The sequence below is a fragment of the Limimaricola hongkongensis DSM 17492 genome (genome assembly GCF_000600975.2).
GTDB lineage: Bacteria > Pseudomonadota > Alphaproteobacteria > Rhodobacterales > Rhodobacteraceae > Limimaricola > Limimaricola hongkongensis.
Genome location: NZ_KK088652.1, coordinates 1 through 26533, shown reverse-complemented (window position 1 = coordinate 26533; position 26533 = coordinate 1). Strand labels below are relative to the sequence as shown.

The following is a 26533-nucleotide window of genomic DNA, read 5'->3' as shown; positions in this document are numbered from 1 at the left end:
AATGCCTCAGCGTGTCACCGCAGCGTGACCCGAAGCGCCGCGGCCGTGGCAAATGGCAGCAGTGCCGCACAGCCCAGTCCGATCCCCGCCAGCAGCAGCAAGGATGTGGCCGCGGGCAGCCCTTCGGCCCCGCGCCGCGCTGCCTCGGCCCCGAAGATGAGCACCGGCACATAGAGCGGCAGCACGATGAGCGACAGCAAAAGCCCGCCCCGGCGCAGCCCGACGGTCAGCGCCGCCCCGAAGGTGCCGATCAGCGACAGCGCTGGCGTGCCCAGCGCGAGCGACACCAGCAGCCACGGCATCGCCGCCCCCGGCAGGTGCAAGAGCACCCCCAGAACCGGTGCCGCAACCACCAGAGGCAATCCGGTGGTGATCCAATGCGCCAGCGCCTTGGCCAGGGCCAGCATTTCGAGCGGCAACGGCGCGGTGGCCAGAAGCGGCAGCGAGCCGTCCTCATGATCGAGCGCGAAGATCCGATCGAGCGACAAAAGCGCCGCGAGCAGCGCCGCGACCCACAGGATGCCCGGCGCGATGCGCGCGAGGATCGCGGTTTCGGGGCCGACACCGAAGGGCACCAGCACCACGACGATCAGGAAAAAGGCGAGCCCGAGCCCGAACCCGCCACCCGCGCGCACCGCGAGACGCAAATCGCGCGCCAGCAATGCCCTCATAGAAAGGCCGCGTCAGAGCCGCCGGGCGCCTCGGGCGCGGCGCGGTGCGGCGTCAGGTCGAGCGTCGGCAGATCAAGACCGAGATCGATATGGGTCGCGATCACCGCGATGCCACCGCGCGCAAGATGACGGTCGCGCAGGAAGGCGGCAAACCGTTTCACCGAAGAGGCATCGAGCGAAACGGTCGGCTCGTCGAGCAGCAGCACCTCGCGTCCGATCACCGCGAGCCGGGCAAGCCCGAGCCTGCGCCCCTGCCCGGCCGACAGCGTGCCGGCGGGCCGATCCCGCAGATCGGCGAGATCAAACAGCTCGAACACGTCCTCGGGCAAATCGGTGCGATACAGGTCGGCCCAGAAGCGCAGCGTTTCGGCGACGGTGAGCGCGGGCTTGATGCCATCGGCATGGCTGGCATAGCCCGCCCGTTCGCCCGCCCCCTCGACGCCCCCTGAAAGCGGCGGCTGCAGCCCGGCGATGGTGCGCAGAAGCGTCGTCTTGCCGATGCCGTTGGCCCCGCGCAGCACGAGGCCCTGCCCCGGCGCGAGCCGGAACGACACCTCGGTCAGCACCGGCATGCCGCCGCGCTCGACGCCGAGACCGGTGACGGCGAGGTCGGTCAGACCGGCAGCAGCGCGACCGCGACGCGCCGTCCTTCCGACAAAAGCACGTTGTAGGTCCGGCAGGCGGCGGGCGTGGCCATGGTTTCGACCCCGATGCCCTCGGCCTCCAGCCGCTCGCGGAAATCGCGCGGCGCATGGGCGATCTCGGCCCCGGTGCCGACGAAAAGCACGTCGACGCGCCCGGCGAGCGCGAGGACCGCGTCGAGATCCTCGTACCCGCCCCAGCTTCTGAGCCCGGTGGGCGCGAGGGTCACGGCCCCCTCGACCAGCTTGCCGCCGATCCGAAAGAACCCCGGCCCGTAGCCGTCGATCGGCATCGAATCGTCATAATCGATCTCGGTCAGCCGCATGGGCGCGCCCTCCCTTTCACCATTCCATAAATACGCGGATCCGACAGCACCGCCGGATCAGGCGTCGATATTGGCGAACTGCGTTCCTGCCTTGGGATCGTCCTTCTTGTCCCAGTCGCGCTTCACGCCGAGCATGAGCACGATGTTCTTGGCAACGTAGATCGAGGAATAGGTCCCGACGATCACGCCCCAGAAGATCGCGAAGACAAAGCCGCGGATCACGTCGCCACCCAGCACCAAGAGCGCCAGCAGCGCCAGCAGCGTGGTGCCCGAGGTCATCACCGTCCGGCTCAGCGTTTCGTTGGCCGACAGGTTCAAAAGGTCGCGCAGCGGCATAGTCTTGAACTTGCGCAGGTTCTCGCGCGCCCGGTCGAACACCACGACGGTGTCGTTGATCGAATAGCCAACGATGGTCAGCAGCGCCGCGATGATCGCGAGGTCGAACTTGATCTGCAACGCGGCGAAGATGCCGATGGTGAGCGTCACGTCATGCACCAGCGCCGCGATGGCACCGACGGCGAACTGCCATTCGAACCGCAGCCAGATGTAGAACAGGATCGCCGTCAGCGCGCCCAGCACGGCGAGCACCGCCGACTGGATCAGCTCGCCCGAAACCTTGGGTCCGACGCTTTCCACCGAGGGAAAGGTGATCGTCGGATCGACGCCCTTGAGCGCCTCCTCGACCCTCTCGATGGTCCCGGCAGTGATGCTTTCCACGCCCTCCTGCGCCTGAATGCGCACGGAGGCCACGTTCTTGTCGGCCCCGAAGGAGGGGTCGAACACCTCGGTGATGACCACGTCGCCCAGTTGCAGCGGCGCGATGGCCTGCCGGTAGGCGGCGACGTCGACCGGGCTCTCGGCCTCGGTGCGGATCGTGGTGCCGCCCCGGAAGTCGATGCCGAAGTTGAGCCCCATGGCGAAGAACAGCACGATGGAGGCGATCATCGCCACGATCGAGGCGCCGAAGGTGACCCGGGCGGCCCTGAAGAAGTCGATATTGGTATTCTCGGGAACGATGCGCAGCCGCATGTCAGACCTCGATGGTTTTGGGGCGACGGCGCTCGAACCACATCACGATCAGAAGCCGCGTCACGAAGATCGCGGTGAAGACCGAGGTGAGGATGCCGAGGCCGAGGGTGACGGCAAAGCCGCGCACCGGACCGGAGCCCACGAGAAACAGGATGAGCGCGGTGATCAGCGTGGTCACGTTGCCGTCGAGGATGGCCGAGAGCGCCTTCTCATAGCCTAGATGGATGGCGCGGGCCGGCCCGCGCGCGGTCTTGAGCTCTTCGCGGATACGCTCATAGACCAGCACGTTGGCGTCCACGGCCATGCCGACGGTGAGCACGATCCCGGCGATGCCGGGCAGCGTCAGCGTCGCACCGAGAATCGAAAGCACCGCGAAGATCAGCACCATGTTGAAGCTGAGCGCCACCGTCGCAAAGACGCCGAACAGCCCGTAGGACAGGATCATGAAGACCACCACGCCGATCGCGCCAACGAGCGCGGCGACCTTGCCCGCCGCGATGCTGTCGGCCCCGAGCTCCGGCCCGATGGTCCGTTCCTCGAGGAAGGTCAGTTCCGCGGGCAGCGCGCCCGCGCGCAACAGCACCGCAAGCTGGGTCGATTCCTCGACCGTGAAGTTGCCGGTGATGATGCCCGATCCGCCGGGAATGTGGCTTTGGATGACGGGGGCGGAGATCACCTCCTCGTCGAGGACGATGGCGAAGGGCGACCCGATGTTCTCGGCGGTGTAGTCGCCGAAGGCGCGCGCGCCGGTCGGGTTGAAGCGGAAGTTCACCGCCGGGCGCCCGTTCTGGTCGAAGGCGGGCTGCGCGTCGACGAGGTCCTCGCCGGTGACGACAGGGTTGCGCTCGAGGATGTAGAACACGCCCTGCTCGTCGAGCGAGGGCAGAATCTCGTTGTTGGGGCCGGGGCTTTCATTGGCGTCGCCGGTGCGCGAGACGACCGGCTGGAAGGTCAGCTGCGCGGTGGTGCCGATGATTTCCTTGACCTCCTCGGCGGAGCCCACGCCTGGCACCTCGATCAGGATGCGGTCCGCGCCCTGCCGCTGGATGGTGGGTTCGCGGGTGCCGACCTCGTCGATCCGGCGGCGCACGATCTCGAGCGCCTGGCGGATGGTGCGGTCGTCGGTGGCGGCGCGTTCGGCCTCGCTCAGCGTCACGACGATCTCGGCCCCTTCGGCGCGCACGTCGATGTCGTTGGCGCCGCCGCCCGTCAGGCTGGCGACGGGCGTGGCGAGACCGCGCACGATCTCGAGCGCGGTCGCGGCCTCGGCGGCTTCGGAAATGCGCACCCGCAGCTCGGAAGGATCGCCCCCCTCCTCGCGGGTCACGAAACCGACCGTGTCGCGGCGCGCGGCGAGCGCGTCGCGCACCTCCGGCCAGAAGGCCTCCATCCGCGCGGCATAGACCTCTTCGACCTGCACCTCGGCCAGAAGATGCGCGCCGCCGCGCAGGTCGAGACCGAGATTGACGAGGCCAGAGGGCATCCATTCGGGCCAGAGACCGGCATCGGCCTCCAGCTCGGGGTTGGTCTGTCCGGTCTCGATCACGGCGCGGGCGTCGTTGGCGGTCTCGACCCTGTCGTAGAACAGGTTCGGGGCCGCGAAGAACAGCCCGCCCAGGCAGACGAGCCAGATCAGGACCCGGCGCCAGGTGGGAATGTGCATCATGTCGTTCATCCTCTGGCGCAGGGCCGGATCGGGGGGATCAGGCCTTGGCCGGTTCGGTCTTGGTGGTGACGGCGGAGATGGTCGACCGGACCACGCGCACGTTCACGCCCTGCGCGATCTCGACTTCGATCTCGTTGTTGTCGTCGCGGACCTTGACCACCTTGCCGATCACGCCGCCCTGGGTGATCACCTGGTCGCCCCGGCGCAGCGCCGCCACCATCTTCTGGTGCTCTTTCAGCTTCTTTTGCTGCGGGCGGATCAGGAAGAACCACATGATCGCGAAGATCAGGATCAGCGGGATGAGGGATTCGATGCCTTGCATGGCGGTCCTTTATGTCGGTCCGGGGCGCGCTCGCGCGCGCCTTTGAAAAAGTCGCGGCACCCTACTGCCGCCCCCAGCGATTGGCAACCGCGCGCCCCGGTCGTGCCGGCGCCGGTTTCGCGGTTCACAAGCCCGGTGCTTCGGGTGCATATGGGTGCGGGCCCCGGCCCGTCCAAACCCCATTTCGAACGGACATGATCATGCACGACATCCGCGCCATCCGCGACAACCCCGATGCCTTCGACGCCGCCCTGGCCCGCCGCGGGGTGTCCGGCATGTCGTCGCAGATCCTCGCGCTCGATGACGCGCGCCGGGGCAAGATCCACGCCGCCGAGACCGCCAAGGCCGAACAGAATCGCGCTTCCAAGGAGGTCGGCGCGGCGAAAGCCCGCGGCGACGAGGCCGAGTTCGAACGCCTGCGCGCGCTGGTGGCCGAGAAAAAGGCCGAAATCGCCCGGCTGAACGACGAGGCCCAAACCGAGGACGAGGCGCTGCGCCAGCTTTTGCTGACGATCCCCAACTTGCCTTACGACGACGTCCCCGCCGGTCAAGACGAGGACGACAATGTCGAGATGAGGCGCCACGGCACGCCCCGGACATTCGACTACGCGCCAAAGGAGCATTACGATCTTCCGGCGGTGCAAGGCGGCATGGATTTCGAGACGGCGGCCAAGCTGTCGGGCTCGCGCTTCGTCGTGCTGTCGGGCGGCGTGGCGCGGCTGCACCGGGCGCTGGCGCAGTTCATGCTCGACACCCATGTCGAGGAGCACGGGCTGGTCGAGACCATGACCCCGGTGCTGGTGCGCGAGGACGCGATGATCGGCACCGGCCAGCTGCCGAAATTCGGCGAGGACAGCTACCAGACCACCACCGGCTGGTGGCTGATCCCGACCGCCGAGGTGACGCTGACCAACCTCGTGGCCGATTGCGTGGTCGAGGAAAGCTACCTGCCGCGCCGCTACGTGGCCGACACGCAATGCTTCCGCTCCGAGGCGGGCAGCGCCGGGCGCGACACCTCGGGCATGCTGCGCCAGCACCAGTTCGAGAAGGTCGAAATGGTGTCGGTGGTCCATCCCGACCAGTCCGAGGCCGAGCATGCGCGGATGACCGGCTGCGCCGAGGCGATCCTCGAAAAGCTGGGTCTGCCCTATCGCACCATGCTGCTCTGCGCGGGCGACATGGGCGCGGGCGCGCGGCGCACGCATGACATCGAGGTCTGGCTGCCCGGCCAGAACCGTTACCGCGAGATCAGCTCGATCTCGACTTGCGGCGATTATCAGGCGCGGCGCATGAACGCGCGCTTCCGCCCCGAAGGCGGCGGCAAACCCGAATTCCTGCACACGCTCAACGGCTCCGGCCTCGCCGTGGGCCGAACGCTGATCGCGGTGCTGGAGAACGGGCAGGACGAGGACGGCTCGGTGACGCTGCCGGAGGTGCTGCACCCCTATCTCGGCGGGCGCAACCGCCTCTCGGCGACGGGCGATCTGGTCCGCGACTGAACGTCACGCCATTCGATTTTCGCGCCGCCCGGTTGAACCGCCGGGCGGCGCGATGCGTAGTAGGGACATGAAAACCCTCATTGCCTGGGCCACCCTGGCCCTCTCCGTCAGTTTCGCGGCCGCGCCGCTGGTCACGTCGCCCTTCACCGGCTTTACCGCCGACCAGCTGCCCGTGCCGCAGATCGACCCGCCGGTGCAGCCCGCGGGCTGGGCGTTCTCCATCTGGGGGCTGATCTACGCATGGCTGCTGGTCTCGGCCGCCTATGGCGCATGGAAACGCCCCCGGGCGGAAGACTGGCACCGGGCGCGGTGGCCGCTTCTGGTGGCGCTGGGGGTCGGTACCCCGTGGCTCGCCATCGCGAATGCCAGCGCGATCTGGGCGACGATCACGATCTTCGTCATGGCGGCGGGCGCAATCGGCGCCTTTCTCGCCGCGCCGCGCCGCGACATCTGGCTGTTCAGGGTGCCCGTCGGCATTTTCGCGGGCTGGCTGTCGGCGGCGAGCTTCGTGAGCCTCGGCTCGACGGCGGCAGGCTATGGGCTCGTCATGGGCCAGACCGGCTGGGCGATCCTGTGCCTGATCGCCGCGACGCTGCTGGCGCTGGTGGTGCAATCGCGCCGCCCGCGCGCGGCGTCCTACGGGCTTACCGTCGCATGGGCCCTTATGGCGATCGTGGTGGCCAACGGATTGAACATGCCGGGCCTCGTGGCGCTGGCGAGCCTCGTGGCGATTCTCGGAGCGCTGGCATTGGCATGGCGGGTCGCGCGGCGACCAACCTGATCTTGAGAGGTATTCCAAAACAAAAAGAGCGCCTTGCGGCGCTCTTTTCACGTCATTCCTTGAGGTGCTTGCGAAGCCGCGAGGGCTGCGCCTTCTTGCGGCCCTTGTAGGGGTTCTTCTTGCCCTGATCTCGCAGGAACAACCGGATCGGCGTGCCCGGCATGTCAAAGTCATTGCGCAAGCCATTGACGAGATAGCGCGAATAGCTTTCGGGCACCGCGTCGGGATAGGAGGTCATGACGACGAAGGCCGGGGGCCGCGTCTTGACCTGCGTGGCGTAGCGCATCTTGATCCGACGGCCGCCGGGCGCGGGCGGCGGATGCTGCTCCAGCATGCCAACCAACCAACGGTTGAGCTGCGCGGTCGACACGCGGCGGTTCCAGACCTCGTGCGCCCGCATGATCGCATCATGCAGCCGGTCGAGACCGCGACCGGTCTTGGCCGAGACGGTGATCAGCGGCGCACCGCGAAGCTGCGGCAGCAACCGCTCGAAGCTTTCCTTCAGCTCCTTGAGCTTGTCCTGCTTGTCCTCTTCGAGGTCCCACTTGTTGACGGCGATGACGACCGCCCGGCCCTCGCGCTCGGCGAGATCGGCGATGCGCAGATCCTGCTGCTCGAACGGGATGTCGACGTCGAGCAGCACCACCACGACCTCGGCGAACTTCACCGCGCGCAGACCGTCCGAGACCGAGAGTTTTTCGAGCTTTTCCTGCACCTTGGCCCGCTTGCGCATGCCGGCGGTGTCAAAGATGCGGAACGGCGTGCCGTTCCAGTCGATGGCCAGCGAGATCGCGTCGCGGGTGATCCCGGCCTCGGGGCCGGTCAGCAGCCGCTCATCGCCGAGAATCTTGTTGATCAGCGTCGACTTGCCAGCATTGGGGCGGCCCACCACGGCGACCTGAAGCGGGCGATCGGGGGTCGGCGCATAGGGCGCGTCCTCGTCGGTTTCGCCCTCTTCGTCGACATCGACATCCATCACCGGCGCGTTCTCTTCGGCGCGCGCCTCGAATTCGCCCGCCAGCGGCTCCAGCATCGCCAGAAGCTCGCTCAGCCCCTCGCCATGCTCGGCCGACAGGCCCAGCGGCTCGCCCAGACCCAGCGCATAGGCTTCGAGCAGCCCGCCCTGACCGGCGCGGCCCTCGGCCTTGTTGGCGGCGAGGATCACATGCTTGGCCCGCTTGCGCAGGATGTCGGCAAAGATCTCGTCGGCGGGCAGAACGCCGGCGCGCGCGTCGACCATGAACAGGCAGACATCGGCCATGTCGACGGCGCGCTCGGTCAGGCGGCGCATCCGGCCCTGCAGACTTTCATCGGTGGCGATCTCGAGACCGGCGGTGTCGATCACGGTGAAGCGCAGCGGACCCAGCTTGGCCGGGCCCTCGCGCAGGTCACGTGTGACGCCGGGCTGGTCATCCACCAGCGCCAGCTTGCGCCCGACGAGGCGGTTGAACAGCGTGGACTTGCCGACATTGGGTCGTCCGACGATGGCGAGGGTGAAGCTCATCTCAGGGTCTTTCGCGTACTGAAGACGGCCCCATACACCGATTGGGCGTCAACGGAAAGCGGCAAGCGCACCATCCGAGGTGACGACGTAGAGAACGCCGCCCGCCACGACCGGCGCCGACGCCGCACCGGCCTCGAGCGCGATCTCGCCCAAGGGCCGCCCCGAAACCGGGTCGAACTGCCGGATCGCACCATCGGACCCCGCCACGACCAGCCGCCCCCCGGCGAGCACCGGCCCGTAATGGGCAACGCGGCGATCGCGGCGCAGGAAGCCGCCCGGCGTGCCCTTTGGCAGGTCGGCGCGCCAGACCGCGGCGCCGGTCGCCGCGTCGATCCGCACGAGCTGTCCCAGATCGTTGAGCAGGAACAGCGCGTTATCCGCCGGCACCACGGGGCCCGTCGCGCCGTCAGAGGCGCTCCAGATCGTTTCCCCGGTGAAATCGTCGAGCGCCGAAAGACGCCCCGTGGCGTTGCCGGCATAGACGCGCCCGTCCTTGAGCACCGGATCGCCGGAAATGCCGCTGGCCGCCGTGGCGGCGGCAACGCCGGTGCGGCGACCAGCGACCACGGCGGACCAGCGCTGGCGGCCGCCTTCGGGGAACACGCCGACGATCTCGCCCGAGGCGAAGGGAAACACCGCGAGATCACCCTTGACCGCCGGGCCCGCGCCGCCGTCGAAGCGGGCGACATCCTCGATGCCCGAGACCTGCCACAGCAGGCGTCCGGTCGCCGCATCGAGCGCGATACCGCGACCGTCGCGTGACACCGCGTAGACGATACCCCCCGCGATGGCGGGCGCCCCGGCGCCAGGCGCGCCCATGTCCTGGCTCCACAACCGCGCGCCGGTTGCGGCGTCGAGTGCCACCAGTTCACCAAAGCCCGTGACGGCATAAAGCCGCGCGCCATCGGTGGCGAGACCGCCGCCGGAGGCCTGTCCGGGCGCATCCGCCGCCGGAACGAGGCTGCGCTGCCACAGCGGCGCGCCGCCGGTGCTCAGCGCCGCGACGCCGGCCTCGGCATCCATGACGAAGACCCGGCCACCGGCGACGACCGGCTCGGCGGTGATGCGCGTGCGCCGCGTCTCGGCGGCGCCGAAATCCGTGCGGAACAACGGCGCGAGACGAGACCCAAGCGCGGGGTGCGCGATGTCGCGGTCGGCGCCGCCGCCGCGCTGCGGCCAATCGGCATTGGCGACCGGCGCCATGAGCGCCAGCGGCGCGGCGCTGCCGCCCGCCGCCTCTGCGGCCCCGGGCAGGGCCACGCCGATGCGCGTGCCCGGCAGCCGTTCGTCCGGCTGGCTACAGGCCGCGAGGAGGACCAGCGCCCCCGCTCCGATGACTCCGCTGCGACGCATGCCTGCCCCTCGTCCTCTCGCGTGGTTTTGTGCAGCCTGTCCCGGCCGCTTGTGGTTCATTCGGCCGGGGCCGCCGGCGCGGCCGCGTCCTGAGGCGAAACGCCCAGCGCAACCATCAGGCTTGCCGCGCGGTCGCGCAAGTCCGGCGTCGCCTCGGCATCCTCGAGAATGGCGCGAAGCTGGTCGATCGCGCCGTCGCGATTGCCCTGCCCGAGCCGCACCAGCGCGATCTGTTCAAGCGCGAGCATGCGGAACGGCGCGCCCGGCGCCGACAGCGCCTCGAGCGCCATCAGCCGGTCTTCGGGCGTGCGCCCGGCCTCGATCAACACCGATTTCAGCGCCGCGAGATCGCGGTAGATCACCGGAACCTCGCCATTCGCAGCCAGCGCGTCGAGCGTGGCGACCGCCGCCTCTGCCTCGCCCGCGGCCTGTTGCTCGGCCGCCAGCGCCAGCGCGGGCACCACGTTGCCGGGCGCGGCCTCGGCGATCGGCGTCAGCGCCGCGGCGCGCGCCGCGGCCTCGGGGGCGGACAAGGCGGCGAGGATCGCGTCGCCGCGCTCCTGCGCCTGCGCGGTGATGCGCGACTGGCGCCATTCGTAGGCCGCCGCGCCGCCGACGATCAGCAGCACCAGCGCCAGACCGATCCAGCCATAGCGGCGCAGCAGGTGGTACAGCCGGTCACGGCGGACCTCTTCGCTGACCTCGTCGATGAAGCTGTCGGGATTGCTCACGCCTCGTCTCCCCTTCGGGTTGCGCCGCGGCGCCGGGTGGTTTCGTGCCGAACTGCCGGCGTGCTTTCAGGATCGCACCGCGCGGCGGCGCCATGTCTGATCGCGCCCGTCTTATCGTGAAGCCGCCCGAAGGGACAAGACCCGCCGCGCCCGCGGGGACCGCCCGCCCGTGACCCCATGTCGCGGCGGCAAAAAGCCAATTGAGCAGAAACCCGCCCAGCCGTATTCTGAACCGGACAGTTCAGCGTATGGCGGCGCTTCGCGCTTTTGGCGCCACGCGCTATGATCGACATTGCCGGCATGGGCCCGATCGCCCGAAAGGACACCTGATGAAGCTGATCCCCGCGCTTACCGCCATTCTGGTGGCCGGCTTTCTCTATCTCCTTATCGTCGATCGTGACCGGCTCTATGCCATCGCCCAGATCGAGGCCGAGGGCGCCGAAGACGCCGCCATGACGGAGCAGGAGACAGAGCCCGGCCTTGGCGTGGTGGCGCTGCGCTCCGCCGCGCGGGAAGTGGACGACGCGGTGGTGCTGCGCGGCCGTACCGAAGCGGCGCGACAGGTCGAGGTGCGGGCCGAAACCTCGGGCCGGGTGGTTTCGGAGCCGCTGCGCAAGGGCGCGATGGTCGAAACCGGCGACGCGCTGTGCAGGCTCGACCCCGGCACGCGCGAGATCCAGCTGGCCGAGGCGCAGGCGCGGCTGGTGGAAGCCGAAAGCCGCGTGCCCACCGCGCAGGCCGGCAAGGCCGAGGCCGAGGCCCGGCTGCGCGAGGCCGAGATCAATCTCAACAATGCCCGGCGGCTCAGCCAGGGCGGGTTTCAGAGCGAAACCGCGGTGATCAGCGCCGAGGCGGCGCTGGAGGCGGCGACGGCACAGGTGCAAAGCGCGGAATCGAGCCTCGTCTCGGCGCGGGCCGGGATCGAGGCCGCCGCGGCCGCCGTCGCCGCCGCCCGCACCGAGATCGACCGGCTGACGATCCGCGCGCCGTTCGACGGGCTGCTGGAGACCGACACCGCCGAGCTGGGGCTGTTGATGCAGACCGGCGCGCCCTGCGCGACCATCGTGCAGCTCGACCCGATCAAGCTGGTGGGCTTCGTGCCCGAGGTCGATGTCGACGAGATCCGCGTCGGCGCGCGCGCCTCCGGGCGGCTGGCCTCCGGGCAGGCGCTCTCGGGCGAGGTGCGCTTCGTGTCGCGCTCCGCCGATCCGACCACCCGCACCTTCCGGGTCGAGGTGATGGTGCCCAACCCCGATCTTGAAATCCGCGACGGCCAGACCGCCGAGATCCTCGTCGACGCCAATGGCACGCAGGCGCATCTGCTGCCGCAATCGGCGCTGACGCTTGACGATTCGGGCCGGCTCGGCGTGCGCATCGTCGAACAGCGCGACGCGGCCTCGCTTGCCCGCTTCATGCCTGTGGAGCTGTTGCGCGACACGCCCGAGGGCGTGCTGGTGGCCGGGCTCGCGCCCGAAACCGCGGTGATCGTGGTCGGGCAGGAATACGTGACCGACGGCGTGCGGGTCGCCCCGAGCTTCCGGGAGACCGGGCAATGACACGCATCGTCGACTGGGCGGCGGAACGGGCGCGGATGATCGTCGCCTTCATCGTGCTCAGCCTCGCGGCGGGCACCGCCGCCTATGTCGGCCTGCCCAAGGAGGGCGAGCCCGACATCGAGATCCCCGCGCTGTTCGTCTCCGTCCCCTTCCCCGGCATTTCCGCCGAGGACAGCGAACAGCTTCTGGTCAAGCCGATGGAGACCCGCCTGTCGGATCTCGACGGGCTCAAGACCATGACCTCGACCGCCTCGGAAGGCTATGCCGGGGTCGCGCTCGAGTTCGAGTTCGGCTGGGACAAGACCAAGATCATGGCCGATGTGCGCGACTCCATGAATGCCGCCGAGGCCGAGTTTCCCGACGGCGCCGAAAGCTGGTCGGTCAACGAGATCAACTTTTCCGAATTCCCGATCATTATCGTCAACCTGACCGGCGCCCTGCCCGAGCGCACGCTGATCCGCGTCGGCAAGGATCTGCAGGACCGTCTCGAAGGGCTCGATGCGGTGCTGTCGGCGAACCTGACCGGCCAGCGCGACGAGATGCTCGAGGTCGAGATCGACCCGCTCAAGCTCGAAGCCTACAACGTGACCGCCGCCGAGCTGTTGCAGGTGGTGACCAACAACAACCTGCTGATCGCGGCCGGTGAGGTCGAAACGGCGCAGGGCGCCTTTTCGGTCAAGATCCCGTCGAGCTTCGACGAGCCGCGCGACGTCTTCGATCTGCCGATCAAGACCAATGGCGACCGGGTGGTGACGCTGGGCGACCTGTCGACCATCCGGCTCACCTTCGAGGATCGCAGCTCGACCGCGCGCTTCAACGGCGAAACCACGGTCGCGCTGCAAGTGGTCAAGCGCAAGGGCTTCAACCTGATCGACACCGCAGCCCTCGTGCGCGAGACGGTCGAGGCCGAGCGCGCCTCCTGGCCCGACGACCTGCGCGCGGCGATCGAGGTCGGCACCTCGAACGACCAGAGCCGCAACGTCGCCTCCATGGTCAGCCAGCTCGAAGGCTCGGTGCTGACGGCGATCGCGCTGGTGATGATCGTGGTGCTGGCCGCGCTCGGCCCGCGGCCCGCGCTGCTGGTGGGCTTTGCGATCCCGACCTCGTTCCTGTTGTGCTTCGCGCTTCTGGCGGTGATGGGCATTACCATTTCCAACATCGTGATGTTCGGGCTGATCCTCGCGGTGGGCATGCTGGTCGACGGCGCCATCGTGGTCGTCGAATATGCCGACAAGCGCATCTCCGAGGGCGTGGGCCCGATGCACGCCTATGTCGAGGCGGCCAAGCGGATGTTCTGGCCGGTGGCTTCCTCCACCGCCACGACGCTCTGCGCGTTTTTGCCGATGTTGTTCTGGCCCGGCGTGCCGGGGCAGTTCATGGGCATGCTGCCGGTCACGCTGATCTTCGTGCTGTCGGCCTCGCTCATCGTGGCGCTGATCTACCTGCCGGTGATGGGCGGCGTTCTGGGCCGGATGAGCCGCACCTTCGGACATGTCTCCGACGGGCTGCGCACGCGGCTGCCCTGGGTGGTGCGCGCGGCGCTGGTGCCGCCCGCCGCGGGCCTCATCTTCGTCGGGCTGATGCTGGCACTGAACCCCGGCTACCTGTCGGGAGAGGCCCGGCCCGCCACCGGTCTGATCGATGCCGCCCCCGGCCTCCTGCTCGCGCTGGTCGGTGCGATCGCGACGACGATCTTCGGCGCAAGCGCCAAGATCCGCCGCGCGCCCAAGCGGGTCCGCGCGGGCTATCGCCGGACGCTGTTCGGCCGGGTCATCGCGTTGATCGCCGGAAACCCGGTGATGCCGATCGTCACCATCGTCGGTGTCGGGGCGCTGGTGATGTCGACCTTCACCTATTTCGGCGCCAACAACAACGGCGTGGAATTCTTCGTCGAGACCGAGCCCGAACAGGCGATCATCTACGTGCAGGCGCGCGGCAATCTCAGCCTCGCGGAAAAGGATGCGCTGGTGGCCGAGGCCGAAGACGTGGTGGTCGGCTTTCCGGGGATCGAGTCGGTCTTCGCCTTTGCCGGCGAGGGCGGGCTCAACTCCAACACCGCCGGGGTCGGCGGCCCCGCCGACGCGGTCGGCCAGATGCAGATCGAGCTGGTGCCATGGGACGAACGCCCCGCCTATGCACGCGCCAACGGCTTCGATCTCGCCGATCTCGACGGCGACGTGGTGCTGGAGCGGCTGCAGACCGCGCTGAACGGCATCCCCGGCATCCGCATCGAGATCTTGAACCTCGCGCAGGGGCCGGGATCGTCCAAGCCCGTGAACCTGCGGCTGACCGGCGACGATTTCGACGTGCTGCGCGAGGCCACCGCGCAGGCCCGTGCCCGGTTCGAGGAAACGCCGGGGCTGACGCTGATCGAGGACACGCTGCCGTTGCCCGGCATCGACTGGCAGATCGATGTCGACATCGACAAGGCGGGCCGCTTCGGCGCCGACGTGGCGACGGTGGGCGCGATGGTGCAGCTGGTCACCCGCGGCATCATGCTCGACACGATGCGGGTCGACAGCTCGGACGAAGAGATCGAGATCCGGGTCCGCCTGCCCAAAGAGGACCGCGTGCTTTCCACGCTCGACAGCCTGCGGGTGCGCACGCCGTCGGGGCTGGTGCCGCTGTCGAACTTCGTGAGCCGCACCCCGGTCGCCAAGCTCGCCGAGATCAGCCGCGTCGACCAGCAGCGCTACTTCGAGGTCAAGGCCGACGTGGCGCCCGGTCTCGTCAAGCTGGTCGATGGCGACGACACCCGCATCCTGGCCGAAAGCGCGATCGGGCCCGACCTGCAGGCGCGCATCGACGCGGGCGCGGTCGACCGCATTCCGGTCAATCCCAACGAGCGGATCGCGATGCTGACCGAATGGCTCGACACCGCGCCGCTGCCTGTCGGCGTCGACTGGGAATGGACCGGCGACCAGCAGGAGCAGGCCGAAAGCCAGGCCTTCCTGCAATCGGCCTTCGCGGGCGCGCTGGGGCTGATGTTCATCATCCTGCTGGCGCAGTTCAACAGCTTCTACAACGCGGTGCTGGTGCTGATCGCGGTGGTGATGTCGACCACCGGCGTGCTGATCGGGATGCTGGTGATGGAGCAGACCTTCTCGATCATCATGACCGGCACCGGCATCGTGGCGCTGGCCGGGATCGTGGTGAACAACAACATCGTGCTGATCGACACCTACCAGGATTACGCCCGCTACATGCCGCGCACCGAAGCCGTGATCCGCACCGCCGAAGACCGGATCCGCCCGGTGTTTCTCACCACGGTCACCACCATGGCGGGCCTCGCGCCGATGATGTTCGGGCTCAGCCTCGACTTCTTCGGCGGCGGTTACACGATCGACAGCCCGACCGCGCTGTGGTGGAAACAGCTCGCCACCGCCGTCGTCTTCGGTCTGGGCATCGCGACGGTGCTGACGCTGGTCTTCACGCCCGCGATGCTGTCGGTGCGGATCTGGGCGGCACGCTACGCGCACTGGATGTCGCGGCTGATGGCGCGGTTGTCGATGGGCCGCGGCAGCCGGGCGGCGCGCGACTGGGCGCTGCGCCGCGAGGCGCGGCAGGTCGGGCTGCCGGAGATCATCTGGGACGAGGACGACGCCCCGCTGTCACAGCCGACGCTGCGCGCCGCCGAGTAGCCCGAATGAAAAGGGCCGCCCCGAAGGGCGGCCCTTTCGCGTTGAGAACGACGACCTTCAGGCGGGCTGGGAAACCCGCACGCCGCGGCCCAGCACCAGGAGCGCAAGGCTCAGCGCCGCCACCGCGCAGCCCGCGATCACCGCCACCATCGGCAGCGCCGTACCGTCGAAGAACGGCCCCGTCACCGCGACCATCAGCCCGCCGGTCAGCATCTGCAGCGTGCCGCCCATCGAGGAGGCGAGGCCCGCGATCTCGCCATGCGGGTCGAGCGCCATGACCTGGCTCGTCGGGATGACGAGGCCGAGACAGGCATTGCCGCACAACAAGAGCCCCATCAGCACCGGCAGGGAGGCGTGGCCCGCCGCCGTGATCGCCAGCAGCGTCAGCGCGAAGAACGCGAACCCCATCAGCGCCAGCCGCAGCATCCGCGTCAGGCCGATGCGGCGGCCCAGGCTCGCCGCGAACTGGCTCGCGCCGAAAAAGCCCACCGCGTTCGTCGCGAAGGCGAGGCTGAACTGCATCGGCGTAAGACCGTATTGCTCGGTATAGACGAAGCTGGCGGAGGCGATGAAGACGAAGAAGCTCGCCATGCCGAAACCCGACACGAAGGTCAGCGCCATGAAGGTCGGATCACGCAGGAGCCGCTTGGCCGAGACCGCCAGCAGGCGCGGGCGCACCGGGCGGCGGCGCTCGGCGGGCAGCGTCTCGCGCAGCGCAACGATGGTGAGCAGCAGCGCCAGGCCGCCGATCACGGCGAGCGCCCAGAAGATGCCGCGCCAGCCGGTAAAGGTCATCATCAGCGCGCCCGACAGCGGCGCCAGCATCGGCGAGACCGAGATCACCAGCATGATCATCGCGACCAGCCGCGTCGCCTCGTGACCGGTATACATGTCGCGCACCATCGCGCGCGGCACCACCATCAGCGCCGCGCAGCCAAAGCCCTGCAACGCGCGGAACGCCACCAGCCACGGCAGCGACGGGGCCAGCGCACAGCCGATCGTCGCCAAGAGAAAGATCCCGACGCCGATATAGACCGGCCGCTTGCGCCCCACCGCGTCGGCCATCGGGCCATAGATCAGCTGCGCGAGGCCGAAGGCCATGAAATAGGCGCTGATCGTCGCCTGCGCCGCGGCTTCGTCCACGTTCAGGTCCGAGGCGAGGCCCGGAAGGCCGGGAAGATACATGTCGATCGTGAAGGGGCCCACGGCGGAGAGCAGGCCCAGCACCACGGCGGTGCGGAACATAGGGGATAACATAGGGCTGTCCTTGAACTCCGCGCGGCACGCGGAACGGCGATTGGCCCGCGCGGAGCGGACGACTCGCGCGCAGACTAGACCGATCGGTTCAGTTCCGCAATCAGGCGGCTTCGGCTTCCTCCGCCTGCTGGCGCGACCAGAGCTGCGCATAGCGGCCTTCCTGCGCCAGAAGATGCTCATGCGTGCCGGATTCCACGACTTTGCCGGCCTCCAGCACCACGATCCGGTCGGCATCTGCAATCGTGGACAGCCTATGTGCGATGGTGATCACCGACCGCCCCTGCCCCATGGCGCGCAGCTGACCCTGGATCTCGCGCTCGGTATCGGTGTCGAGCGCGCTGGTCGCCTCGTCCAGAAGCAGGATCGGCGGATCCTTCAGGAGCGTGCGCGCGATGCCGACGCGCTGCTTTTCGCCGCCCGAAAGCTTGAGCCCGCGTTCGCCGACCGTGGTGTCGTAGCCGTCGGGCAGCGACAGGATGAAGTCATGGATCTGCGCCGCCCGCGCCACGGCTTCGATCTCGTCGCGGGTCGCGCCCTCGCGGCCATAGGCGATGTTGTAGAGGATCGTGTCGTTGAACAGCACCGTGTCCTGCGGCACCACGCCGATCCGGGCATGCAGGCTGTCTTGCGTGATGTCGCGCAAATCCTGCCCGTCGATGCGGATCGCGCCCCCGGTCACGTCGTAGAACCGGAACAGCAGCCGCCCGATGGTCGATTTGCCCGCCCCCGACGAGCCGACGATGGCGACCGTTTCGCCCGGTTTCACGGTGAAGGAGACGCCGCGCAGGATGCCGCGCGCCGCCTCGTAGCCGAAGGTCACGTCATCGAAGACGATCTCGCCGCGCGGCACGTCGAGCGCCTTGGCCCCCGGTGCGTCCGTGACCTCGGGCGGCTGCCCCAGAAGCTCGAACATCTCGCCCATGTCGATCAGCGCCTGCCGGATCTCGCGGTAGACCGTGCCGAGGAAGTTCAGCGGCATGGTGATCTGGATCATGTAGGCGTTGACCATGACGAAATCGCCCACCGTCAGCGCGCCGTTCTGCACGCCGATGGCGGCCATGACCATGACGACCACGAGGCCGCTGGTGATGATCAGCGATTGGCCGAAATTGAGAAAGGCCAGCGAGTAGTTGGTGCGCACCGCGGCGGCGGCGTATTTCTCCATCGCGCCGTCATAACGCATGGCCTCGCGTTCGCCTGCGCCGAAATATTTGACCGTCTCGAAGTTCAGCAAGCTGTCGATCGCCTTCTGGTTGGCGTCGGTGTCCTGGTCGTTCATCTGCTTGCGGATCTTCACCCGCCACTCGGTCACCTTGAAGGTGAAGGCGACGTAGAGGATGATCGTGCCGAGCACCGCGACGAGATACCAGACGTCGAACAGGAAGAAGAGCACCACCGCCACCAGCAGCAGCTCCAGCATCAAGGGCCCGATCGAGAACAGCAAAAAGCGCAGCAGGAACTCGACGCCCTTCACGCCGCGCTCGATGATCCGGCTGAGACCGCCGGTCTTGCGGGAGATATGATAGCGCAGGCTCATCGCGTGGATGTGCCGGAATGTACGCAGCGCCAGCTTGCGCAGCGCCCGCTGACCGACCGGCGTGAACACCACGTCGCGCAGCTGCTGAAAGCCGACATTGGCCAGCCGGGCGAGCCCGTAGATCACCGTCAGCCCCGCCGCGCCGATGGCGAGCAGCATCGCGGCGCTTTCGCCCTCGCCCGCCAGCGCGTCGACCGCGGCCTTGTAGAACAGCGGCGTGGCCACCGCGATCAGCTTGGCCAGCACCAGAAGCGTCACCGCCAGCACGACGCGCCGTTTCACCCATCCCTCGCCCTTGGGCCACAGATAGGGCACGACCTGCCGGATCGTGTCCCACCCCTGCACGGGCTGGCCCGAAAGATTGGCATCGGTCTTGGAAAGGCGTCGCATCGGCGGGCTCCGGGGCTGGCGGCAGACGGCGCAGGGTAGGATGCGACGTCCGGGATGGCCAGAGCACCACCCATGCTTGAGCCGGTCGCCCATGCGTTCTACGACATCGGTGACATCCCGAACCCCGGAGTTTCCCCATGCCTCTCGCCTCCTTTTCCGCCTCCGTCTGCGTGTTCTGCGGATCGCGCCCCGGCCTGCGCCCGGCCTACGAGATCGCGGCCACCGAAACCGGCGAGATGCTGGCCCGGCGCGGCTGGCGGCTGGTCTATGGCGCGGGGGATGTCGGGCTGATGGGCACGGTCGCGCGCGCAGCACAGGGCATGGGCGGATCGAGCTTCGGGGTGATCCCGCGCCATCTCGTGGAGGCGGAGGCCGGCAAGGCGGACCTCGATACCTATGTCGTCACCGAGACGATGCACGAGCGCAAGAAGGTGATGTTCATGAACGCCGACGCGATCGTGCTGCTGCCCGGCGGCGCGGGCTCGCTCGACGAATTCTTCGAGGTGCTGACATGGCGCCAGCTCGGCCTGCACGGCAAGCCGATCCTGCTGCTCGACACGGAAGGGTATTGGCAGCCGCTGCGCCAGTTGATCAACCACGTGATCGACGAAGGCTTCGCGGATGAAAGCCTCAAGGCCTTCGTGCAATATGTCCCGAGCGTGAAGGCGCTCGAAAAGGCGCTCGACGCGGCCCTGGCGGATTGAAAAAGGGCCGCCCCGCCGGGCGGCCCCCTGCCGGTCAGCCGGCGATCTCGGAGGAGATCGCGGCCTCGATCTCGATCACCGGGTGATTGGTGAGCGTCTTGGCGATCTCGACGACCACCGTGTCGGCCACCTCCTTGTGCATCTCCTCGCGCAACGCGCCGAGCACCTGCGGGCTGGCCACGATGACCAGCTTCTCGAAGCGGCCCTTGTGGACATGACGGTACAGGATGTCCGCGAGATCGGAGGCGAAACGGTCCTTGGCGAGCTGATGGAAATCGGTCTCGGCGAGCGCGGTGCGCTGGCCGGGGCCGCCATCGGCCTGCCGACCGGCCTTGTCGGTCGCCTGCTCGCGGTCGGGCGGGTTGTCCTGCTCCTGCTTGCGCACCACGCGCAGGTTCGGATGCTGGTCGTCGGTGGTGTTCTCGAGGATCAGGGCCTTTTCGCCATCGGCCACGAGAACCCAGGTTCCGTTGTCGATCCTGGCCATCAGTCGTCGTCCTTCTCGTCGCTCTTGCGCACGCGGGTCGCGCCCGGATCGTCCTGTTCGGCACGCTTGAGATCGTCGCGCGTGCCGACCTTGCGCGTCAGATCGCCGCCTTCGCGGCCCGGCTGGCTGCCGGCGCCGGCCTTGTCCTCGTCGCTCACATAGGCGTCCGTTTCCTTCACGCCGTCCTTGGATCGTGCCCTGTCGGCCATCGAAACCTCCTGTCTTGCGTTCGCTGAACCAACGATCCGTGAGCGGTGGGGTTCCGGGCCGGACGCGCATAGCCCTTCACGAAAAAGGCCCCCGCGATGGCTCGCGGGGGCCGATGCCCGGAACGGGTCGCGGCGCTTACATGCGCGAGGCGACGTTCTCCCAGTTCACGAGGTTGTCGAGGAAGTTGGTGATGTAGGCCGGGCGCTTATTGCGGAAGTCGATGTAGTAGGAGTGCTCCCACACATCGAGGCCCAGAAGCGCGGTCTGGCCGAAGCACAGCGGGTTCACGCCGTTCTCGGTCTTGGTGACCTTGAGCCCGCCATCGGTGTCCTTCACGAGCCAGGCCCAGCCCGAGCCGAACTGCCCGGCGCCGGCGGCGGCGAACTCTTCCTTGAACTTGTCGACCGAACCGAAGCTGTCGGCGATCGCGCTTTCCAGCTCGCCCGGCATCTTGCTGTCGTTCGGGGTCATCATTTTCCAGAACTGGTTGTGGTTCCACAGCTGGGAGATGTTGTTGAAGATGCCGTTCTGCGCGACGGCGGATTTGTCATATGTGCCGCGGATGATCTCTTCCATCGACTTGCCGTCCCACTCGGTCCCGGCGATCAGCTTGTTGCCGTTGTCGACATAGGCCTTGTGGTGCAGGTCGTGGTGATATTCGAGCGTCTCCTTCGACATGCCCTTGGAGGCCAGCGCGTCGTGGGCATAGGGAAGGTCGGGAAGTTCGAAAGCCATGTCGGTCTCGCTTTGCTGCCAGTGGTGAATTTGCGCCACATAACAGAACCCCCGACGGGCAAAGGTCAATGGGACGATCAGGAAAATCGGGCCCTGCGCGCCGGTCCCGGACCAGCTCTGCCGGTCGCGTAGGCGGCCCTGCCGGGAACGCCGCCCGCATGCGCCCTCGCCTGACAGGCGCATCGCCCGGCACAGGTGCCGGGCGGCCCGGAAACCTTCGCTTCGCCGCATCGCGCCGTGCGGCGACCATGATCGAAGCCGAACCCGGAGAGCCGGGACCGGGCCGTCCGCCGCGAAAAGCAAAATCGGCCACCCTAGGCACCGGAAACGAAAAAGGAGCCCCGGCCATGGGCCGCGGCTCCTTCGTGTAGCGGGCAGGTCAGGATCCCTGCCGCCACCTGAAACGAAGCATTACTCGACCACTTCAGCGTCGCCCTCGACCTCGATCGCGGCCTCTGCTTCGGCTGCGCCTTCCTCGATCTCGGCCTCGGCCTCCGCGGCGCCGTCCTCGATCACGGCCTCGGCTTCCGCAGCGCCCTCCTCGACCTCCTCGATCGCGGCGGCACCGGCATCCTCTATGCTCTCGGCGGCGCCTTCGGCTTCGGCCTCGACGTTGATGTTGGTCTCCTCGCCGACCACGTCGGCGTTCTGCACCTCGCCGCCACCGGCAAAGAGCCAGTACAGCACCACGACGGCCACGACGAGACCGCCGACGATGAGGGCGATGGAGCTGCCTCCGCTTTTCTGCGGCGGCGGGTTGCTGTGATTGGTGTTCGGATCGGACATGCAAGATGCTCCGTCAAAATGTCATTTGACGGCCAACGTCACCCGCGCGGCCCGGTTCCGCGACGGCATCAAATAATTGCGACCTCGCGGGGCGGCTCGCGCGGTCGTGGTCGCGACGCATGCGCGCGGGGCTTTCGGCCCGTGGCCCGGCGCGGTAGTGACGGGATCAATACAGGAGTGACCGATGCTGTTCTGGATCATCGCGCTGGCCCTATGCGCTGTCGTGGCCCTGGCCATCGCCGCGCCACTGCGCGGACGCCCGGCAAAGCAGGCCGACGACGCCGATCTCGCCTTCTACCGCGGCCAGATGGCCGAGATCGAGGCCGACCGGGCGCGCGGGCTGATCGGGGCCGAGGAAGCCGAGCGCGCCCGCGCCGAGATCGGGCGGCGTCTCATCGCCGCGGACCGCGCGGCGCGTGCTCCGCAGCGGCAGGCGCAGGGCCCGGCCCTGCCCGCGATTCTGCCCGGCGCTGTGGTGGTGATCGGCGGGGCCCTGGCGCTTTACGCCTATCTCGGGGCCCCCGGTCGCGGCGATGCACCATTGGCCGACCGTCTCGCCATGGCGCGCGAGCTGCGCGATGCACGTCCCAGCCAGTCGCAGGCCGAAGCCGCCGCGCCCGCCATGCCGGTCGATGCGCCGCAGGATTATGTCGACATGGTCGAACAGCTGCGCGTGGCGGTGCCCGACAGGCCCGACGATCTGACCGGCTGGCAGCTTCTGTCGCGCCACGAGGCGGCGCTGGGCAATTATGCCGCCGCGGCCCGCGCGCAGGAGCGGGTGATCGAGATCAAGGGCGATGCGGCGGATCTCGACGACCGGGTCGCGCTGATCGACCGTATGGTCGCGGCCAGCGGCGGGATCGTCACCCCCGAAAGCGAAGCCCTTCTGACAGAACTGCTCGACCAGCGGTCGGACGCGGCGGGGCCGCTTTACTACATGGGGCTTTTGCAGGCGCAGGTCGAACGGCCCGATCTCGCCTTCCGCTACTGGAAACGGGCGATCGAGCTGGGCGACCCGGCCGCGCCGCATGTGGAGCTGGCCCGCGCGCAGGTCGGCCGCGTCGCGGCGCTGGCGGGGGTGGATTACGCCCCGCCCGCCCGGCCCGGCCCCTCGGCCGCCGACATCGCGGCCGCGCAGGACATGGATCCCGCCGCGCGCGACGAGATGATCCGGGGCATGGTCGACACCCTCGCCGCACGGCTGGCCGAAAGCGGCGGGGCCGCCGCCGACTGGGCCCGGCTGATCGGGGCGCTGGGCGTGCTGGGCGACACCGCGCGCGCCGAGGCGATCTGGGGCGAAGCGCAGCAGGTCTTTGCCGGCACCCCGGATCTGGACGACATCCGCGCCGCCGCGCGCGAGGCAGGAGTGGCACGATGATCTTCGAAACCACCGAGGAATATGCCGCCGCCCTGCCCCGCGCGGGCGCGCTGGCCGGGCTCGATTTCGGCACCAAGACCATCGGCGTCGCCGTCTCCGACGGGCTGCGCTCGGTCGCGACGCCGCTGGAAACGGTGAAGCGCAAGAAGTTCACGCTCGATGCCGGGCGGCTTCTGGAGATCGCCGAGGGGCGCGGCATCGCGGGCTTCGTGCTCGGCCTGCCGCGCAACATGGATGGCTCGGAAGGGCCGCGCGCGCAATCGACCCGCGCCTTTGCGCGCAACCTGTCGCGGATGACCGAGATCCCGATCGGTTTCTGGGACGAACGGCTCTCCACCGTCGCCGCCGAGCGCGCGCTTCTCGAAGCGGACCACTCGCGCAAGCGCCGGGGCGAGCTGATCGACGCGGTGGCGGCGGGTTACATCCTGCAGGGGCTTCTGGATCGGCTGTCCTACATGAGCCGGTCATGAGCGACGAGGTCTGGAAGCGGGCCGAGATCGCGAGCCCTTGCGTGAAGCTCTGCACGATCCACCCCGAAACGCGGCTCTGCCTCGGCTGCGCCCGCTCGATCGACGAGATCGCGACATGGGGCCGGATGACCCCGGAGGAGCGGCAAAAAATCATAACCGAGCTGCCGGAGCGCGAAGCCGCGCCGAAACGGCGGCGCGGCGGGCGCAAGGCGCGGCAGCCCGACTAGAGCAGCGCCTTGCGCAGCATGTTGAGCGCGACGAGCACCAGAAACCCGCCGAACACCCGCTTGAGCCGCTTTGCATCGGTTCGATGCGCCAGCGCGGCCCCTAAGGGCGCGGTCAGCAGCGTCATCGAGATCACCAGCAGAAAGGCCGGCAGGTTCACCGCCCCGAGCGTCATCGGCGGCGCGGTCCCGGCGGGCAGCGGCGTCAGCAGGAACCCCATCGCCGAAGGCAGCGCGATCAAGAGCCCGAACCCCGCGGCGGTCGCCACCGCGCGGTGCATCGCCATGCCGTGCAGCGTCATGATCGGCACGCCGAAGCTGCCGCCGCCGATCCCCATGAGCACCGACAACAGCCCGACCACCGGCGACATCGCGGCCCGCCCCAGCCCGCCGGGCATCTCGCTACCAATCCGCCAATGGCTACGCCCCAGTATCATGTAGCTCGCCACGCAGAGCGCCAGCCCGCCGAAGATCACCTGCAGCGTCGTGGTGCGCAGCTGCGCCACCACCAGCACCCCGAGGACCGCGCCCAAAGCAATGCCCGGCGCCCAGCCGCGCAGCACCGACCAGTCGACCGCGCCCTTGCGGTTGTGGCTCAGCACCGAGCGGGCCGAGGTGACGATGATCGTGGCCAGCGAGGTCGCCAGACAGACCTGCATGAGCTGCGGCGTCTCGTAGCCCAGCGCCGCGAAGGCATAGAAGAAGCCCGGCACGAGGATGATCCCGCCGCCGACGCCCAGAAGCCCGGCCAGCACGCCCGCGAAAGCGCCGATGGCGAGCAGCATCGCCCCCATGGCGAGAAGTAGCGTGGGTTCGGGCATCTGGCGCTCCTCGGGCTGCGATCCGCCGAAGCGATGCCCGGAGCCGGTCGCGGCGGCAAGGGGGCGGGCGGTCTCTTATGCCGCCTGTTGCAGATCCTCGACCCGGGCCAGCGCCTCGACCACCAGCTCGGGGCCCGCGCCGGGGCGCGAGGCCCCTTCCGACAGCACCCGCCGCCAGCCGCGCGCGCCGGGCCGCCCGGCGAACAGCCCGAGCATGTGCCGCGTCACCTGGTGCAACCGCCCGCCCTGCCCCAGATGCGCCTCGATATAGGGCAGCATCGCCTTGACGGCGTCCTCGGCACGCATGTCGCCCGCCTCGCCCCAGATCCGGCGATCCGCCGCGCTCAGGATGTCGGCGGGGTTGTGATAGGCCGCGCGCCCGATCATCGCCCCGTCGAGCCCCGCATCGAGAAAACCTTCGGCCGCGTCGAGCGTGGCGATGCCGCCATTGACCGAGATGTGCAGATGCGGAAAGTCGCGTTTCATCCGCATCACCAGATCGTAGTCGAGCGGCGGCACGTCGCGGTTTTCCTTGGGGCTCAGCCCCTGCAGCCACGCCTTGCGGGCATGGATGGTAAATCGGTCGACGCCCGCCGCCGAGACGGTTTCGAGAAAGCGCGGCAGCACCTCTTCGGGCTCCTGCTCATCGACGCCGATGCGGCATTTCACCGTGACCTCGACCGGGCTGGCGGCGATCATCTCGGCGCAGCACTCGGCCACGAGATCGGGCCGCGTCATCAGCACCGCGCCGAACGCCCCGGATTGCACCCGGTCCGAGGGGCAGCCGCAATTGAGGTTGATCTCGTCATAGCCGAACGCCGCCCCGACCCGCGCCGCCGCGCGCAACTCCGCCGGATCGGAGCCGCCAAGCTGAAGCGCCACCGGGTGCTCCGCATCGCCAAAGCCGAGCAGCTTGTCGCGGTCGCCATGCAGAATCGCGGGCGCCGTCACCATCTCGGTATAAAGCAGCGCCCGGCGCGACAGCAGCCGGTGCAGGTGCCGGCAATGCCGGTCGGTCCAGTCCATCATGGGTGCCACGCTTAGCCGCGCCGCATTTTCCACTCTATTTTTCAACAGCTTAACCTCGACGCTGAGCGAGCCCCACGTAGCACGCAGTGCGTGGATTTCCCGGGGTTTCCCCCAGTTTTCCGGGGTTTTCGATTCTGGATTGCTACCATGTAGCACATCCGCGCTGCCAGAACACCGCCGCTTCCTCCGGCCAGGTTCGCCCCGCGCGCCGCCACCCTTCGCGCTCTGTCTGAACCACGGAAGTCGGGATTCAAACCCAGAATATGTTTCGCGTGAATACACCGACTTCCTTCTCACAACAGTGAAGAAGGAACCATCTCCATGACCACCATCAGCGACAGCACCAAGAACGTCTTGGCCATCATCACTGCACAGCAAGCCGCCTGCCGTCATGATGCCCATGATCGGGAACAGGTTTCTGGCCCAGCAATCGTCCCGTTGCCCACGCAGAATGTTGCCTCCGCGGGACCCTCAACCAAAAAGAAATCCAAGAAAAAGAATTCGAAGAAAGCTGACGATTTCAAAGAGCTGAACATCACGCGAATTTATACTACTGGCGGCTGCGCAAAATACCGGGTCCAAATCCGCCGAACGGTGAATGGGAAGCCCCGTAGTCTCTGCGAAACGTTCCAACATCTGAAAAATGCCAAGAAATGGCGGGACAAAAAGCTGGCCGAGATCGAGCTGCACGTAAGCGGTGTTTGAGCGGCACGTTGTAGCGCTTCGCCCGGCTTGCGAGGTGATACTCATCGCAAGGTGGGAGTGCGTTTTGCAATGGGAGCTAC

26 protein-coding genes are annotated in these 26533 nt (G+C 68.3%); 9 read left to right on the top strand and 17 right to left on the bottom strand.

Annotated features, from left to right (window positions below; all coding sequences use genetic code 11):
* Nucleotides 1-14: 14 nt before the first annotated feature.
* Genes ccmB through yajC form a run of 6 tightly spaced genes read right to left on the bottom strand, consistent with a single transcriptional unit; the run spans nucleotide 15 to nucleotide 4655 of the window.
* Nucleotides 15-671 (bottom strand): heme exporter protein CcmB, encoded by a 657-nt coding sequence (ccmB, locus tag LOKHON_RS08355; protein ID WP_026147522.1) that lies wholly within the window; start codon nucleotides 669-671, stop codon nucleotides 15-17.
* Nucleotides 668-1288, bottom strand: coding sequence for a heme ABC exporter ATP-binding protein CcmA (ccmA, locus tag LOKHON_RS08350; RefSeq protein WP_026147523.1), 621 nt, complete (start codon nucleotides 1286-1288; stop codon nucleotides 668-670). Before ccmA ends, ccmB begins: the two co-directional genes overlap by 4 nt.
* The gene (locus tag LOKHON_RS08345) at nucleotides 1285-1638 is read right to left on the bottom strand and encodes an Mth938-like domain-containing protein (RefSeq protein WP_017928815.1); all 354 of its coding nucleotides are present in this window, start codon (nucleotides 1636-1638) and stop codon (nucleotides 1285-1287) included. The genes ccmA and LOKHON_RS08345 overlap by 4 nt, the downstream gene beginning before the upstream one ends.
* A gap of 57 nt (nucleotides 1639-1695) precedes the next feature.
* Nucleotides 1696-2667 carry a protein translocase subunit SecF gene (gene secF, locus LOKHON_RS08340; RefSeq protein WP_017928816.1) on the bottom strand — a complete coding sequence of 324 codons (972 nt, stop codon included), beginning with the start codon at nucleotides 2665-2667 and terminating at the stop codon, nucleotides 1696-1698.
* Between the two features lies 1 nt (nucleotide 2668).
* Nucleotides 2669-4333, bottom strand: coding sequence for a protein translocase subunit SecD (secD, locus tag LOKHON_RS08335; RefSeq protein ID WP_017928817.1), 1665 nt, complete (start codon nucleotides 4331-4333; stop codon nucleotides 2669-2671).
* A gap of 37 nt (nucleotides 4334-4370) precedes the next feature.
* Nucleotides 4371-4655, bottom strand: a complete 285-nt coding sequence (yajC, locus tag LOKHON_RS08330) for a preprotein translocase subunit YajC (RefSeq protein ID WP_017928818.1) — start codon at nucleotides 4653-4655, stop codon at nucleotides 4371-4373.
* A gap of 200 nt (nucleotides 4656-4855) precedes the next feature.
* Here yajC and serS point away from each other — a divergent pair, with 200 nt between their 5' ends.
* Both serS and LOKHON_RS08320 read left to right on the top strand, forming a co-directional pair.
* The gene (gene serS, locus LOKHON_RS08325) at nucleotides 4856-6154 is read left to right on the top strand and encodes a serine--tRNA ligase (RefSeq protein ID WP_026147524.1); all 1299 of its coding nucleotides are present in this window, start codon (nucleotides 4856-4858) and stop codon (nucleotides 6152-6154) included.
* A gap of 67 nt (nucleotides 6155-6221) precedes the next feature.
* Complete coding sequence (locus tag LOKHON_RS08320; RefSeq protein ID WP_017928820.1) at nucleotides 6222-6935, top strand: hypothetical protein; 714 nt, start codon at nucleotides 6222-6224, stop codon at nucleotides 6933-6935.
* A gap of 52 nt (nucleotides 6936-6987) precedes the next feature.
* On the opposite strand, the gene der is transcribed toward LOKHON_RS08320, so the two are convergent.
* The 3 genes from der to LOKHON_RS08305 are packed head-to-tail and all read right to left on the bottom strand — an operon-like array spanning nucleotide 6988 to nucleotide 10523.
* Nucleotides 6988-8439 carry a ribosome biogenesis GTPase Der gene (gene der, locus LOKHON_RS08315; RefSeq protein ID WP_017928821.1) on the bottom strand — a complete coding sequence of 484 codons (1452 nt, stop codon included), beginning with the start codon at nucleotides 8437-8439 and terminating at the stop codon, nucleotides 6988-6990.
* A gap of 48 nt (nucleotides 8440-8487) precedes the next feature.
* Complete coding sequence (locus LOKHON_RS08310) at nucleotides 8488-9792, bottom strand: outer membrane protein assembly factor BamB family protein (RefSeq protein WP_017928822.1); 1305 nt, start codon at nucleotides 9790-9792, stop codon at nucleotides 8488-8490.
* Nucleotides 9793-9848: 56 nt separating this feature from the next.
* The gene (locus LOKHON_RS08305) at nucleotides 9849-10523 is read right to left on the bottom strand and encodes a hypothetical protein (RefSeq protein WP_017928823.1); all 675 of its coding nucleotides are present in this window, start codon (nucleotides 10521-10523) and stop codon (nucleotides 9849-9851) included.
* 329 nt (nucleotides 10524-10852) lie between these two features.
* Here LOKHON_RS08305 and LOKHON_RS08300 point away from each other — a divergent pair, with 329 nt between their 5' ends.
* Both LOKHON_RS08300 and LOKHON_RS08295 read left to right on the top strand, forming a co-directional pair.
* The gene (locus LOKHON_RS08300) at nucleotides 10853-12079 is read left to right on the top strand and encodes an efflux RND transporter periplasmic adaptor subunit (RefSeq protein WP_017928824.1); all 1227 of its coding nucleotides are present in this window, start codon (nucleotides 10853-10855) and stop codon (nucleotides 12077-12079) included.
* The gene (locus LOKHON_RS08295) at nucleotides 12076-15720 is read left to right on the top strand and encodes an efflux RND transporter permease subunit (RefSeq protein WP_017928825.1); all 3645 of its coding nucleotides are present in this window, start codon (nucleotides 12076-12078) and stop codon (nucleotides 15718-15720) included. The genes LOKHON_RS08300 and LOKHON_RS08295 overlap by 4 nt, the downstream gene beginning before the upstream one ends.
* 57 nt (nucleotides 15721-15777) lie before the next feature.
* On the opposite strand, the gene LOKHON_RS08290 is transcribed toward LOKHON_RS08295, so the two are convergent.
* Nucleotides 15778-16977, bottom strand: coding sequence for a multidrug effflux MFS transporter (locus tag LOKHON_RS08290; protein ID WP_033315547.1), 1200 nt, complete (start codon nucleotides 16975-16977; stop codon nucleotides 15778-15780).
* Nucleotides 16978-17077: 100 nt separating this feature from the next.
* Nucleotides 17078-18904, bottom strand: a complete 1827-nt coding sequence (locus LOKHON_RS08285) for an ABCB family ABC transporter ATP-binding protein/permease (protein WP_017928827.1) — start codon at nucleotides 18902-18904, stop codon at nucleotides 17078-17080.
* 137 nt (nucleotides 18905-19041) lie between these two features.
* Between LOKHON_RS08285 and LOKHON_RS08280 the strand changes: the two genes are divergently transcribed.
* Nucleotides 19042-19608: an LOG family protein gene (locus tag LOKHON_RS08280; protein ID WP_017928828.1), complete on the top strand. Its 567-nt coding sequence runs from the start codon at nucleotides 19042-19044 to the stop codon at nucleotides 19606-19608.
* A 34-nt stretch (nucleotides 19609-19642) separates the two neighbouring features.
* On the opposite strand, the gene LOKHON_RS08275 is transcribed toward LOKHON_RS08280, so the two are convergent.
* The 4 genes from LOKHON_RS08275 to LOKHON_RS16125 all read right to left on the bottom strand — a co-directional run bounded on the left by LOKHON_RS08275 (nucleotide 19643) and on the right by LOKHON_RS16125 (nucleotide 21826).
* Nucleotides 19643-20095: a host attachment family protein gene (locus LOKHON_RS08275; RefSeq protein WP_017928829.1), complete on the bottom strand. Its 453-nt coding sequence runs from the start codon at nucleotides 20093-20095 to the stop codon at nucleotides 19643-19645.
* Nucleotides 20095-20304 carry a hypothetical protein gene (locus LOKHON_RS08270; RefSeq protein WP_017928830.1) on the bottom strand — a complete coding sequence of 70 codons (210 nt, stop codon included), beginning with the start codon at nucleotides 20302-20304 and terminating at the stop codon, nucleotides 20095-20097. Before LOKHON_RS08270 ends, LOKHON_RS08275 begins: the two co-directional genes overlap by 1 nt.
* Nucleotides 20305-20440: 136 nt before the next feature.
* A complete protein-coding gene (locus LOKHON_RS08265; RefSeq protein WP_017928831.1) occupies nucleotides 20441-21040 on the bottom strand; it encodes a superoxide dismutase in 600 nt (199 codons plus the stop codon).
* A gap of 411 nt (nucleotides 21041-21451) precedes the next feature.
* A complete protein-coding gene (locus LOKHON_RS16125) occupies nucleotides 21452-21826 on the bottom strand; it encodes a hypothetical protein (protein WP_017928832.1) in 375 nt (124 codons plus the stop codon).
* A 184-nt stretch (nucleotides 21827-22010) separates the two neighbouring features.
* On the opposite strand from LOKHON_RS16125, the gene ccmI reads away from it, so the two are divergent.
* Genes ccmI through LOKHON_RS08245 form a run of 3 tightly spaced genes read left to right on the top strand, consistent with a single transcriptional unit; the run spans nucleotide 22011 to nucleotide 23901 of the window.
* A complete protein-coding gene (ccmI, locus tag LOKHON_RS08255) occupies nucleotides 22011-23204 on the top strand; it encodes a c-type cytochrome biogenesis protein CcmI (RefSeq protein ID WP_017928833.1) in 1194 nt (397 codons plus the stop codon).
* Nucleotides 23201-23674, top strand: a complete 474-nt coding sequence (ruvX, locus tag LOKHON_RS08250) for a Holliday junction resolvase RuvX (protein ID WP_017928834.1) — start codon at nucleotides 23201-23203, stop codon at nucleotides 23672-23674. Before ccmI ends, ruvX begins: the two co-directional genes overlap by 4 nt.
* Nucleotides 23671-23901: a DUF1289 domain-containing protein gene (locus LOKHON_RS08245; RefSeq protein ID WP_017928835.1), complete on the top strand. Its 231-nt coding sequence runs from the start codon at nucleotides 23671-23673 to the stop codon at nucleotides 23899-23901. Before ruvX ends, LOKHON_RS08245 begins: the two co-directional genes overlap by 4 nt.
* On the opposite strand, the gene LOKHON_RS08240 is transcribed toward LOKHON_RS08245, so the two are convergent.
* Entirely contained in the window at nucleotides 23898-24719 is an 822-nt protein-coding gene (locus tag LOKHON_RS08240; RefSeq protein WP_017928836.1) for a sulfite exporter TauE/SafE family protein, read from the bottom strand. The genes LOKHON_RS08245 and LOKHON_RS08240 overlap by 4 nt on opposite strands.
* A gap of 75 nt (nucleotides 24720-24794) precedes the next feature.
* A complete protein-coding gene (dusA, locus tag LOKHON_RS08235; protein WP_425412390.1) occupies nucleotides 24795-25796 on the bottom strand; it encodes a tRNA dihydrouridine(20/20a) synthase DusA in 1002 nt (333 codons plus the stop codon).
* A gap of 273 nt (nucleotides 25797-26069) precedes the next feature.
* On the opposite strand from dusA, the gene LOKHON_RS16120 reads away from it, so the two are divergent.
* Nucleotides 26070-26453 (top strand): hypothetical protein, encoded by a 384-nt coding sequence (locus LOKHON_RS16120; RefSeq protein WP_162561775.1) that lies wholly within the window; start codon nucleotides 26070-26072, stop codon nucleotides 26451-26453.
* The last annotated feature ends 80 nt before the right edge of the window (nucleotides 26454-26533 follow it).

What these genes read in the sequence shown, in the direction of transcription:
- LOKHON_RS08345 (WP_017928815.1), bottom strand. Translation starts at nt 1,638, where the DNA reads ATGCGGCTGACCGAGATCGATTATGACGATTCGATGCCGATCGACGGC.
- LOKHON_RS08240 (WP_017928836.1), bottom strand. Translation starts at nt 24,719, where the DNA reads ATGCCCGAACCCACGCTACTTCTCGCCATGGGGGCGATGCTGCTCGCC.
- ccmI (WP_017928833.1), top strand. Translation starts at nt 22,011, where the DNA reads ATGCTGTTCTGGATCATCGCGCTGGCCCTATGCGCTGTCGTGGCCCTG.
- secF (WP_017928816.1), bottom strand. Translation starts at nt 2,667, where the DNA reads ATGCGGCTGCGCATCGTTCCCGAGAATACCAATATCGACTTCTTCAGG.
- LOKHON_RS08290 (WP_033315547.1), bottom strand. Translation starts at nt 16,977, where the DNA reads ATGTTATCCCCTATGTTCCGCACCGCCGTGGTGCTGGGCCTGCTCTCC.
- serS (WP_026147524.1), top strand. Translation starts at nt 4,856, where the DNA reads ATGCACGACATCCGCGCCATCCGCGACAACCCCGATGCCTTCGACGCC.
- LOKHON_RS08295 (WP_017928825.1), top strand. Translation starts at nt 12,076, where the DNA reads ATGACACGCATCGTCGACTGGGCGGCGGAACGGGCGCGGATGATCGTC.
- yajC (WP_017928818.1), bottom strand. Translation starts at nt 4,655, where the DNA reads ATGCAAGGCATCGAATCCCTCATCCCGCTGATCCTGATCTTCGCGATC.
- ccmB (WP_026147522.1), bottom strand. Translation starts at nt 671, where the DNA reads ATGAGGGCATTGCTGGCGCGCGATTTGCGTCTCGCGGTGCGCGCGGGT.
- der (WP_017928821.1), bottom strand. Translation starts at nt 8,439, where the DNA reads ATGAGCTTCACCCTCGCCATCGTCGGACGACCCAATGTCGGCAAGTCC.
- LOKHON_RS08320 (WP_017928820.1), top strand. Translation starts at nt 6,222, where the DNA reads ATGAAAACCCTCATTGCCTGGGCCACCCTGGCCCTCTCCGTCAGTTTC.
- LOKHON_RS08285 (WP_017928827.1), bottom strand. Translation starts at nt 18,904, where the DNA reads ATGCGACGCCTTTCCAAGACCGATGCCAATCTTTCGGGCCAGCCCGTG.
- LOKHON_RS08280 (WP_017928828.1), top strand. Translation starts at nt 19,042, where the DNA reads ATGCCTCTCGCCTCCTTTTCCGCCTCCGTCTGCGTGTTCTGCGGATCG.
- ruvX (WP_017928834.1), top strand. Translation starts at nt 23,201, where the DNA reads ATGATCTTCGAAACCACCGAGGAATATGCCGCCGCCCTGCCCCGCGCG.
- LOKHON_RS08270 (WP_017928830.1), bottom strand. Translation starts at nt 20,304, where the DNA reads ATGGCCGACAGGGCACGATCCAAGGACGGCGTGAAGGAAACGGACGCC.
- LOKHON_RS08245 (WP_017928835.1), top strand. Translation starts at nt 23,671, where the DNA reads ATGAGCGACGAGGTCTGGAAGCGGGCCGAGATCGCGAGCCCTTGCGTG.
- LOKHON_RS08300 (WP_017928824.1), top strand. Translation starts at nt 10,853, where the DNA reads ATGAAGCTGATCCCCGCGCTTACCGCCATTCTGGTGGCCGGCTTTCTC.
- LOKHON_RS08310 (WP_017928822.1), bottom strand. Translation starts at nt 9,792, where the DNA reads ATGCGTCGCAGCGGAGTCATCGGAGCGGGGGCGCTGGTCCTCCTCGCG.
- LOKHON_RS08265 (WP_017928831.1), bottom strand. Translation starts at nt 21,040, where the DNA reads ATGGCTTTCGAACTTCCCGACCTTCCCTATGCCCACGACGCGCTGGCC.
- secD (WP_017928817.1), bottom strand. Translation starts at nt 4,333, where the DNA reads ATGATGCACATTCCCACCTGGCGCCGGGTCCTGATCTGGCTCGTCTGC.
- LOKHON_RS16120 (WP_162561775.1), top strand. Translation starts at nt 26,070, where the DNA reads ATGACCACCATCAGCGACAGCACCAAGAACGTCTTGGCCATCATCACT.
- LOKHON_RS08275 (WP_017928829.1), bottom strand. Translation starts at nt 20,095, where the DNA reads ATGGCCAGGATCGACAACGGAACCTGGGTTCTCGTGGCCGATGGCGAA.
- LOKHON_RS16125 (WP_017928832.1), bottom strand. Translation starts at nt 21,826, where the DNA reads ATGTCCGATCCGAACACCAATCACAGCAACCCGCCGCCGCAGAAAAGC.